The organism is Pullulanibacillus pueri, from assembly GCF_014639255.1.
Lineage (GTDB): Bacteria > Bacillota > Bacilli > Bacillales > Sporolactobacillaceae > Pullulanibacillus > Pullulanibacillus pueri.
Genome location: NZ_BMFV01000062.1, coordinates 1 through 10,111, shown reverse-complemented (window position 1 = coordinate 10,111; position 10,111 = coordinate 1). Strand labels below are relative to the sequence as shown.

The 10,111-nt window shown below is 40.5% G+C and carries 11 protein-coding genes; 7 read left to right on the top strand and 4 right to left on the bottom strand.

All coding sequences use genetic code 11. From position 1 onward, the window contains the following. Positions 1-572: 572 nt before the first annotated feature. The 3 genes from IEV91_RS21155 to IEV91_RS21145 all read right to left on the bottom strand — a co-directional run bounded on the left by IEV91_RS21155 (position 573) and on the right by IEV91_RS21145 (position 2,701). Positions 573-1,646, bottom strand: a complete 1,074-nt coding sequence (locus IEV91_RS21155) for a branched-chain amino acid aminotransferase (RefSeq protein WP_229745684.1) — start codon at positions 1,644-1,646, stop codon at positions 573-575. 165 nt (positions 1,647-1,811) lie between these two features. After that, positions 1,812-2,291 carry a glutathione peroxidase gene (locus tag IEV91_RS21150; protein WP_188499407.1) on the bottom strand — a complete coding sequence of 160 codons (480 nt, stop codon included), beginning with the start codon at positions 2,289-2,291 and terminating at the stop codon, positions 1,812-1,814. A 206-nt stretch (positions 2,292-2,497) separates the two neighbouring features. Next, the gene (locus IEV91_RS21145) at positions 2,498-2,701 is read right to left on the bottom strand and encodes a hypothetical protein (RefSeq protein WP_188499406.1); all 204 of its coding nucleotides are present in this window, start codon (positions 2,699-2,701) and stop codon (positions 2,498-2,500) included. A gap of 171 nt (positions 2,702-2,872) precedes the next feature. On the opposite strand from IEV91_RS21145, the gene IEV91_RS21140 reads away from it, so the two are divergent. From IEV91_RS21140 to IEV91_RS21120, 5 genes are all read left to right on the top strand, one after another. Continuing rightward, on the top strand, positions 2,873-3,901 hold the full coding sequence (locus IEV91_RS21140) for an efflux RND transporter periplasmic adaptor subunit (RefSeq protein WP_188499405.1): 1,029 nt from the start codon (positions 2,873-2,875) through the stop codon (positions 3,899-3,901). Between the two features lie 2 nt (positions 3,902-3,903). Next, on the top strand, positions 3,904-4,614 hold the full coding sequence (locus IEV91_RS21135) for an ABC transporter ATP-binding protein (RefSeq protein ID WP_239541464.1): 711 nt from the start codon (positions 3,904-3,906) through the stop codon (positions 4,612-4,614). Next, on the top strand, positions 4,592-5,755 hold the full coding sequence (locus IEV91_RS21130) for an ABC transporter permease (protein ID WP_188499404.1): 1,164 nt from the start codon (positions 4,592-4,594) through the stop codon (positions 5,753-5,755). Before IEV91_RS21135 ends, IEV91_RS21130 begins: the two co-directional genes overlap by 23 nt. A gap of 113 nt (positions 5,756-5,868) precedes the next feature. Next, positions 5,869-6,540 (top strand): response regulator transcription factor, encoded by a 672-nt coding sequence (locus tag IEV91_RS21125; RefSeq protein WP_188499403.1) that lies wholly within the window; start codon positions 5,869-5,871, stop codon positions 6,538-6,540. 15 nt (positions 6,541-6,555) lie between these two features. Beyond that, positions 6,556-7,806: a sensor histidine kinase gene (locus IEV91_RS21120; RefSeq protein ID WP_188499402.1), complete on the top strand. Its 1,251-nt coding sequence runs from the start codon at positions 6,556-6,558 to the stop codon at positions 7,804-7,806. 272 nt (positions 7,807-8,078) lie between these two features. Here IEV91_RS21120 and IEV91_RS21115 read toward each other — a convergent pair whose 3' ends face one another. Continuing rightward, positions 8,079-8,588, bottom strand: a complete 510-nt coding sequence (locus IEV91_RS21115; RefSeq protein ID WP_188499401.1) for a hypothetical protein — start codon at positions 8,586-8,588, stop codon at positions 8,079-8,081. Between the two features lie 106 nt (positions 8,589-8,694). Here IEV91_RS21115 and IEV91_RS21110 point away from each other — a divergent pair, with 106 nt between their 5' ends. Together IEV91_RS21110 and IEV91_RS21105 are read left to right on the top strand one after the other, a co-directional pair. After that, complete coding sequence (locus IEV91_RS21110; RefSeq protein WP_188499400.1) at positions 8,695-9,081, top strand: VOC family protein; 387 nt, start codon at positions 8,695-8,697, stop codon at positions 9,079-9,081. 133 nt (positions 9,082-9,214) lie between these two features. Continuing rightward, positions 9,215-9,487: a GNAT family N-acetyltransferase gene (locus IEV91_RS21105; protein ID WP_188499399.1), complete on the top strand. Its 273-nt coding sequence runs from the start codon at positions 9,215-9,217 to the stop codon at positions 9,485-9,487. Positions 9,488-10,111 lie beyond the last annotated feature (624 nt).

The window sequence follows — 10,111 nt, the reverse complement described above, 5'->3', positions numbered from 1 at the left end:
ATGCACAAAAATAGTAAAAGGTTAGTCCTTGATTATTATAATTTGGGGCTTGACTAATCGTAGGAAAGAGGTTGGGACAGAAGTATTTCACTCAAAGAAAAATCCGAACATTCTTTTTTGAATGAACGGATTTTTCTTTATTCTTAGCATGGGGCGAAGCGCACTCTCAAAATACTTCGCTTTCCTCATGCCCACCACCGGGGTCCCCGAAAAGTGCTCTTTACTTTTAGGGGTGGTATTGATGTGGGTAGGATCGACGTTGTCACAGGACGTGGCGCTTTTAGTCGATCGTCCTTAGTCGGCCTCAGCTAACTTGGGAATGGATAATTTGGTTTCCCAAGTATTTATGAATAAAAATCCCCTGTTCCTGCGTCTACTCGTACCGCTTCGTCGTCAGCTTTCTCGGAACAACTCGAAGTTTATTCGAGAAGTAACGCTGGTTGCTATTCCCGAAGGAGTCTTCGTATTTTGACTACGCTCTCCTTTTCCTTGAACTTGCATTGTTCGGTTTTTGTATTCATTATTTTGTTTTGTTTTGTCCCAGCCTCTTCATATTAAGAGACTTTAATAGCCTATTTTACTTCGACAGTCCATTGGAAAGGATCGGGTTCTTTCCCTAACTGAATATTTGTAATCGCATCGTATAAGCGTTTAGCAATCGTCTCCGTTTCGGATGGAGGAAGGGTAATCTTTTGGTTGTTCCAGCTTAATTCTCCAACAGGAGAAATCACAGCGGCGGTTCCGGCTCCAAAAGCTTCTTCAAGCTCGCCACGGTAATAAGCTTCAAAGACTTCTTCAATAGAAATCCTTCGTTCGGAAACTGGGAAGTTCCAGTAATCTAGTAATTGAAGGCAAGAACTTCTTGTGATCCCGCCTAAAATACTCCCATTTAACTCAGGTGTGACAACTTCACCATTTATTTTAAAGAAGATGTTCATACTTCCAACTTCTTCAACATACTTATTTTCTTTGGCATCAAGCCAGAGAACTTGATCATAGCCTTGGGCTTCAGCTTCTTCTTGTGCCTTAAGACTGGCTGCGTAGTTTCCAGAGGTTTTAACGTGGCCGACACCACCCTTAACGGCACGAACATAGTTTTCCTCAACGTGGATTTTAACAGGTTTGAGCTGATCCCCCCCATAGTAAGAACCTACAGGAGAAAGAATAATCATAAATTTATAACGCTTTGAAGGTCTAACGCCAAGATAAGGCTCGGTAGCAATAATAAATGGTCGGATATATAAGGAAGTACCTTCTTCACTTGGGACCCAATCTTTTTCTATCGTTACCAGTTGTGTAATAGCATCTAAGACAAGGGCTTCATCTAGAGTAGGGATACTCATTCTTTGACATGAAAAATTGAGTCTCTCAATATTTTTATCCGGGCGAAACAACTGAATTTTACCTTCTGGGGTTCTGTAAGCCTTTAAGCCTTCAAAAATGGCCTGACCATAATGGAATACCATTGAGGAAGGTTCCATTGTTAAGGGCTGATAGGGTAAAATCCTTGGTTCATGCCAGCCCTGTTCCTCATTATAATCCATCATAAACATATGGTCAGTAAAATACTTACCAAAACCTAAAGCATGCGCAGGTTGCTTTTCCTTCTCTAAGTTGGCCTTAACAAAATCAATGACTTGCTTCACTAATAAGCATCCCTTTCTTATGTCGTCTAACAATTGGCGATTTTTCATTCGATTATAACAGTGATTTAAGAATTTAACCAGTCCCAAAATTTAATAATTATTAAATTATTAAATAATTCTGCGACATAAGAATTATAGCATGTTTTTATTGCAAAGAGTTAAGATTTACTCCTTTAGTAAAGACGTAATATCTTCCTGTAATTCTTCAGGTTTGGTTTGTGGAGCGTACCGTCGAATCACCTTGCCCTCTTTGTTGATGAGGAATTTCGTAAAATTCCATTTTATTTTTTGGGTTAAAAAGCCGGACTTCTCCGATGTTAAATACTGATAAAGAGGATGGGCATGCTTTCCATTCACATCAATCTTTTCAAACATCTGAAAGCTTACACCATAATTCATCTCACAAAAGCTTTTGATGTCCTCGTTCGAACCAGGATCCTGATTCATAAATTGATTACAAGGAAAGCCAAGAATCTCAAATCCTTGATCCCGATATTTTTCATAAAGGGACTGTAGCGCCTTAAGCTGAGGGGTGAAGCCACATTTACTGGCTGTATTGACAATGAGTAAGACTTTCCCTTTATAATCAGCTAATGACTTCTCAACACCATCAATGGTCTTTGCCGAAAAGTTATAAATACTCATGTGATCGCCTCCATTTTCACACAACATAGCACCGATGAAACAATAATACAAGCAAATATACTCACCTTTTAGGCTGAAAAAAGCAGCCTGAAATTCGTTTGGGAATTTAGGCTGCTCGTGTCTTTATTTTACGCCAGAATTAATACCTTAGTGGAAGAACTTATAAGTGCAACTTAGACTACGCCCGATACTTCTTATGTGAGGCATTACCGCTCTTCTATTTGTTCAAAAAAGCCATTAATGGCTTTTTGCACTTCTTCTTCAGTAATCTTCTCAAACTGGCAGGGAAAGGGAAGCTCTCTGACCAGGCTACCATCAGTTTCATTTCTTATAAAAAGGAGTCCGCTGTGATTAAGGTGGCTGTATGTCGCCTTAAATTCATACCCCTTTTGATGTTTTTCATAATCCATCGTGATGCCTCCTCATTCGAAAGTCTCCTATAGAGATTTACCTTCTATTGAAGTCATTATTCCCCTTGTCCCCTTGAACTTAACATTCATTAATAAAAAGTTAAGAAACATTTTGCATACTTAGTCTATCGAAAAGCAAACAAAGTACATCAAATAAAAGGAGTAGGGAAAATGAAGAAATGGATCATTGTTATTATTGCTTTAATTCTTGTCGCAGGGGCTGGAACAACATGGTATGTCACCAAGGGGGAATCAAAGGAGATTGTGGCCATCAATCGAACGGCTACTGTGAAAAAAGGGACGATTGAAACTAAGGTGACGGGATCAGGAAGCCTAACACCAACAACCGATAAAGATATCACGGTAACAGAAGGCAATACAGTGGATGAAGTGCTCGTCAGCAATGGTGACACAGTGAAAAAAGGGGAGGACATTCTTTCTTATACAGACGGAACCGTTCTCGAGGCTCCTGCAGCGGGAACAATTTCAGATCTTCAGGTGTATGAGGGCAGTCGAATTAATGCAGGTCAAGTGGTTGCACATCTCACGAACTATTCAGATTTAAGCACGGTCATATCGGTAGATGAATTAGACATTCCAGAGGTTAAAGTGGGACAAACAGTCAATATTACTGTGAATGCCTATCCTGACAAAAAATACACAGGAACAGTAAAATCCGTAGCTAAAGCAGGAACGGTGAATAATGGTGTTTCAACCTTTGATGTGACGGTGCGTTTAAAAAGTTCTAAAAACTTGAAATCGGGAATGACAACGACAGCAGAGATTATTACGAATAAAGTTGACAATGTTCTTTATGTACCGGTTGATGCCATCCATAAAAATGGGGATAGTGCCTATGTTCTTGTACCTGAGCAATCCAGTAATGCCACCGCTAATGGTACCGATCAAAGTGCTAATGGACAAGCTGAAAATAACAATGCAAAACAAGTTGAAGTCAAAACAGGTGCACATAATGATAATTATATAGAAATTAAATCAGGACTTGAAGAAGGCCAAACGGTTCAACTGCCGCAAATTACAATGAGTCAAAGTGGTAATAGCAATGGCGATCAAAAACAAAATCAAATGGGACCAGGTGGTTTTGGCGGAGGAAACTTCGGTGGTGGTAATTTTGGCGGAGGTAATTTCGAGGGTGGCAACCGCTCCGGTGGAAGTTTTGGAAGTAGAGGAGGGAATTAATGATGGTAGAGGCAATTATTCATATGCGTGATCTCATCAAGCAATATCAAATGGGAGACACCACTGTTACCGCATTGGATCATGCTTCAATAACAGTGAAGAAGGGGGACTTTGTTTCCATAGTGGGTCCCTCGGGATCAGGGAAGTCAACCTTAATGAATATCATCGGTTGCCTGGATCATCCCGATAGTGGAGAGTACATTTTAGAAGGCCAAACAGTAGACAAAATGAAGGATTATCAATTAGCCACCATTCGTAACGAGAATATAGGATTTATCTTTCAAAATTTCAATCTCTTGAGTCGATTGACAGCTGTAGAAAATGTGGAGCTCCCTTTAATCTATAGAGGGACTAAGGCTAAGGAGCGTCGAGAAATGGCCATGGAAAGCTTGAAAAAGGTAGGCATTGCCGATCGCGCCGGCCATCTTCCACATCAACTTTCTGGAGGTCAGCAGCAAAGAGTTGCCATTGCTCGTGCCTTGGTCGGTGAACCTCCTATTCTATTAGCCGATGAGCCTACCGGTGCTCTTGATAGTCAAACGAGTAAGGAAATTATGGAGGTCCTTTCGCAATTAAATCAGCAAGGACATACGATTATTCTGATTACGCATGATCCCGAAGTTGCCAAAATGGGAAAGCGGATGGTGCGGATTAGTGATGGAAAATTGAGTGAAGTGGGGATGAATGAACATGAGTATCTTCACATCCATTAAGATGGCCATGAGAAATATTAAAGGAAACAAAATGCGTGCTCTTTTGACTATGTTAGGGATTATTATTGGTGTGTCGTCTGTTATTACTCTGGTCTCTATTGGTCAAGGGTCGAGTCAATCGGTAAGTGAAAGTATTAATGATTTGGGTACCAATCTTTTGACAGTAAACATTTCAAATACGGATATTCCTTTTACTCTTGATGATGTCGATAAAGTGAAAGAAATTGATGGTGTGAAAAATGTTTCCCCCGTTTTATCTGGACGAGTCACCCTTAAGAACGGTAAAACGACGTCAACTGTTAGCTTTACAGGGTCCAATGCTTCCTATGAGGATGTTCGGAATCTGTCCATATCGAATGGACGTTTTATAACAGATATTGATATGGACTACCGACAAAAAGTCGTCGTACTGGGGAGTGATACAGCAACCACTCTTTTCGGAAGAGAAAATCCGGTCGATCAGAAAGTGCTTGTTAATGGAGAAAGCTATAGAGTGGTAGGAGTCCTTGCTTCGAAGGGGGGATCCATGGGGCAAAATAGTGATGATACTGTCATTATCCCTTTCTCAACGGCGCAACGTCTTCTAGGGACGACCCATATTACCCAATTCTACGCTCAAGCGGATAGCCAAGACACCATTAATAGAACGATGTTAATGATTGAAAGAAATCTCTATGAGGTCTTCGGAGATGCCGATAGTTATAGTGTCGCCAATCAGCAAGATGTGATGGACACGATGAGTTCAGTCAATGATACCATGACAATGCTTCTTGGAGGGATTGCGAGTATTTCCTTATTAGTAGGGGGAATTGGTATTATGAACATCATGTTTGTTTCTGTCACAGAGCGGACAAAAGAGATTGGCATAAGAAAATCAATTGGCGCCAAACGGAAGGATATTCTCTTGCAATTTTTAATTGAAGCAATTGTTCTCAGTGCTTTAGGAGGAATTATTGGCGTTGGATTAGGGTTGCTCGCCACAAAAATTTATACCTTAGCAACAGGTTCAGTGGCGGCTTATTCTCTATCCGTGATTCTTGCCTCCTTCTTATTTTCACTGGCCGTAGGCGTGATATTTGGGGTCTTTCCAGCAAACAAAGCCTCGAAGCTCAATCCGATCCAAGCTTTGCGATTTGAATAATGTAAGGTTGATCAAGCGTATTTTAAAAGTACGCTTGGTTTTCTATTTCAAGCGTTCTTGGCATTTTCCAATTTTTTATGGTAAACATAGATAAAGAGGAGGCATAAAAGGTTTTGAAACTTTTAGTCGTTGAAGATAATGAATTATTACTGGAATCCATTGTTCAGCTCTTATCGGATGAATATACGATTGATACAGCTATGGACGGGGAGGAAGGGCTTTACCTAGCAGAGCAGAACATCTATGATGCGATTGTTCTTGATGTTATGCTTCCGGAAATGGATGGCTTTGAAATTGTAGAAAGAATGAGAAAACAGGATATAGATACACCCGTGTTGTTTTTAACCGCTAAGGACGCGTTAGAGGATCGTGTAAAGGGCCTCAATCTTGGAGCAGATGATTATATTGTCAAACCTTTTCAAAATATGGAGTTAAAGGCGAGAATCAGTGCTATTTTGCGTCGAAGTTCAAAGGTTATGCTCGATAAAACATTGACCTATAAGGGGATTGTTATTGATGTTCAAAAAAAACGCGTCACAGTTAATGATGATGACCTTTCATTTACAATTAAGCAATATGAACTCTTAGAGTATCTGATTCAAAATGTAGAACAAATTTTAACGCGGGAACAAATTTACGATCGCGTGTGGGGGTTTGATTCCGAAACGACGATTGGGATTGTTGAAGTGTACATCCATCAAATTAGGAAGAAGCTTCAACCTTATGGTTATGATAAGGATGTGCAGACGATGAGGGGGCTAGGCTATATGTTAGCCAGTCAATAAGGGGAGCTCGTTTTTATGTTTCGAAAAACATTAATTAGGCTAACGCTGTTGAACGCCCTTATTTTTATTATTTTAATGGGGATTTTGGGGACGGCTATTTATTATTACACGCAAGCTATTATTTATAGATCAGATGATAACCTGCTGACAGATCAAATGAGCCATAGTGGTCCAGGCAGTCTTTTAGGAGACCCGAGATTAGGCAAGAGAAATGATTTTAAGCCGAGTGGCGTAGTGATTTGGAATAGTGATAAAAAAATGATACAAAACCAAAGTAACATAGAAGATAAATATATCAAAAAGCTATATCCTGATCATAGTGGGGAAATAGAAGAAAAAGAGATAAAAACCGAAGAGGGGACCGTCTATTTTAGGGTTATTTCTAAAGAGATGGTGACGAATGGTCAATTCATCACTGTGGAATTCTGGTTACTTGACACGCAGAAGAAGCTTCTTCATACCCTATTCCTGATTATAGTGATCGGCTGGATTCTTGCCAGTCTTGTTGCCGTAGCTGCAGGTTACTTTTTAGCGAGGCGAGCACTTAAACCGATTCAGCAGGCTTGGGATAAACAACAAGCCTTTGTTTCTGATGCTTCCCATGAGTTGCGGACACCATTAACCATTATTCAATCAAGAATTGAAATGCTTTTAAAATCGCCGCGCGCGATGATACAGGACAAGCTTAAAGACATCTCTATCACATTAAATGAATCCCGCCGTTTATCTAAAATGGTCTCGCACCTATTAACCTTAGCCAGATCGGATGCCAATCAAATAGAGATAGAAAAAAAGCCGGTTTTATTGAATGAGGTCTTAAGGCAAATCTACGAACAGTTTAATGAAATGGTGAGCTATCAAGGAAAAACCTTAACTTTAAATATAGGGCACACACCGATGAAAATATTGGGCGATCAAGAAAAACTTCATCAGCTGTTAGTCATCCTTATTGATAATGCTATTAAGTTTACGGGTGAAGACGGTCACATTACGTTGACAGGGAGTGTTGGACATCATTCAGTCACCATTACTGTCGCAGATACGGGTATCGGCATTAGTGAAAAGGATGTGACACAAATTTTTGATCGCTTTTTCCAAGCGGATACTTCACGGACACATCACGAGGGAACAGGGCTTGGCTTGTCGATTGCAAAATGGATTGTGGATAAACATAGAGGCAGGATTACGGTAGAAAGCGAAGTGAATGTTGGAACAAAATTTATACTGACCTTCCCGTTGTTAAAAGATCGTGAGGGAGAGAGGTAATTTAAAGAGTGTGGAGAATCCTTAGGGGTGATCCACATTTTTTAAGAAGTAAGATTTGGGGTTATCTATGAGTTGTTGATGCTGTCTTTTGGTCACAAAAACTTTTTCAATAACTAAACGAGGACTGGGCATGCAATCTGCCCGGTTTTTCTTATTTAAAAAAGCATTGGGTCACTATCAATGATGAGAGGCTAAAGAGTGCAAAAGTCGGTAAAAAAGCCGCTGAGTTTAATAACAGCGACTTGTGTAAAACTAAGGGGATTTGACCGTATTTATTCAGTCTTTAATGAGGAGTCTTTCCTCATCGTTTGGATGGTCGTAAATCCCCCAGCGAGTGCAATTAAAATTAAAAGACCTGAGATGACATCAAGCATCCAACGAGTATCTGTCCCGTTATGTGTCCCCTGGAGAAATTGGAGGACGGCGCTCCGATGCGTTTGTCCTGGGAATCCGCCAGAGAAGTTGCCCCTTGGCATCATGTTGTCTTGTCCTGTAGAGCCATCGCTACCCGCTTGGTCAGAATCAGAGAAAGTCCCACCATCGTTATTTTGATCAGTATTTGAACTTCCACTATCATCTGAACTTGATCCTTGGGCGTTGTTCCCTCCCCAATTGGGTCTTCCTGCTCCGCCATTAAAATTTGTACCTTGTCCTGGAGTAAAGGCATTTTGTTTAGCGCTATTTGCATTTAATCCGAGATACAGACCTGTTATTCCTGTGAGGAATAACAAAAGAGATGTTGCTAGACTTATCCATAATTGATATTTACGTAACTTTGACATGAAAACTCCTCCTGTTTTTAAGCTGCTTTTATATTAATGGGTAATTCTTAAAATAAGATTAATAGGGTATACTAGTAGACACTAACGGATAGGAAGGGTGGATTTTGTGGTAAAGTTATCGCCTTATATTTTCTCAAGGGATGCGCGTAAACAAGCGGATTTTTATGCTAAGGCCTTAGATGGTGAGATTACTTTAGTTAAGACATTTGATGAAATGCCCAATGTCAAAGAGGATTTAAAAGGAAAGGTCATGCATCTCGTTTTAAAAGTAGGTGATCAGCAATTCCTTATGGCGGATTCTTCTTCTGAAATGAGTGGACCTATTGATTTGGTATTGGAATTTCCTCATGAATCCGAAGCTCAAGCCGTTTTTGACAAGCTTTCAGAGGGTGGAAAGGTCATCATGCCTTTTGAAAAAATGTTTTGGGGGACAAGCTTTGGCCGTTTAGAGGATCCCTTTGGTGTTCGCTGGCAAATTGCCACAGAGGCCTAGAATAAGAAGTTTAGGATTTATTTTTATTTCTGCTTTGTATAGTTAACCTTTTTAAGCTGAATATCGATGGAGTGCATGAACCTAGCATTGCTCGTTATAATAAGAAAAGGAAGACAATAACGGAGGGATGAGGATGGACATAAAAGAAGGACATCACCGCTTTTATATTGAGCGGGACGGAAAGGACATTGCTGAGATTACATATCGCCCTTTGGAAGACGATCGTCTTGTTGTGGATCATACGTATGTATCTGAAGAGCTTCGTGGTCAAGGCATTGCTGAACAACTGGTCAAGCGTATTATTGATTTCGCCAGAGCTGAAAAGAAAAAAATTATACCTCAATGTCCGTATGTCAAGATAAAAATGGAGCGAAATAAGGATTACCACGATGTACTAGCCGATTAAAAAATGAGGAGGCTGGGACAGAAGTCTTTCACTCAAAGAAAAATTCGAACATCTTTGAATGGACGGATTTTTCTTTATACTTAGCATGAGGCGAGTCGCTCCGTCAAAAGACTTCGCTTTCCACGGGCACGGCCTCAGCTCACTTTGGAGTGGGGCTTTTAGTGCTCCAAAGTATTTATGATTAAAAGCCCCCTGTTCCTGCGTCTACGAATATTGCTTCGAAGTAAGCTTTTTCGGAACCACCCGACGTTGACTCGTAAAGTCACGCTGGCCCCGTTCCCGAAGGACCCTAGTTTAGGCACCCGTGAGTCAGCGGTGCTGAGGAACACACTGAGTATAAGTGTTCCGAATCTCGCGCCTTGCGTTCCAAACAACTGGGGTGCTCCCGGTGCCTTTTGGGATTAAAATCTTTTTCCGTGTTTTAATAAGGACCGGGCATGCTTTTCGCCCGGTTTTTCTAAGTCTCCGTATTTTGACTACACTCTCCTTTTCCTACTCAATCTTTGAACTTGCATGGTACGGTATTTGTCTTCATTATTTTGTTTTGTCCCAGCCCCCTTCCTACGATTAGTCAAGCCCCAAATTATAATAATCAAGGACTAACCTTTTACTATTTTTGTGCAT

Excerpts from the sequence above, each read along its gene's own strand:
- IEV91_RS21115 (WP_188499401.1), bottom strand. The coding sequence starts at position 8,588 with ATGTCAAAGTTACGTAAATATCAATTATGGATAAGTCTAGCAACATCT.
- IEV91_RS21105 (WP_188499399.1), top strand. The coding sequence starts at position 9,215 with ATGGACATAAAAGAAGGACATCACCGCTTTTATATTGAGCGGGACGGA.
- IEV91_RS21135 (WP_239541464.1), top strand. The coding sequence starts at position 3,904 with ATGGTAGAGGCAATTATTCATATGCGTGATCTCATCAAGCAATATCAA.
- IEV91_RS21150 (WP_188499407.1), bottom strand. The coding sequence starts at position 2,291 with ATGAGTATTTATAACTTTTCGGCAAAGACCATTGATGGTGTTGAGAAG.
- IEV91_RS21140 (WP_188499405.1), top strand. The coding sequence starts at position 2,873 with ATGAAGAAATGGATCATTGTTATTATTGCTTTAATTCTTGTCGCAGGG.
- IEV91_RS21145 (WP_188499406.1), bottom strand. The coding sequence starts at position 2,701 with ATGGATTATGAAAAACATCAAAAGGGGTATGAATTTAAGGCGACATAC.
- IEV91_RS21130 (WP_188499404.1), top strand. The coding sequence starts at position 4,592 with ATGAGTATCTTCACATCCATTAAGATGGCCATGAGAAATATTAAAGGA.
- IEV91_RS21120 (WP_188499402.1), top strand. The coding sequence starts at position 6,556 with ATGTTTCGAAAAACATTAATTAGGCTAACGCTGTTGAACGCCCTTATT.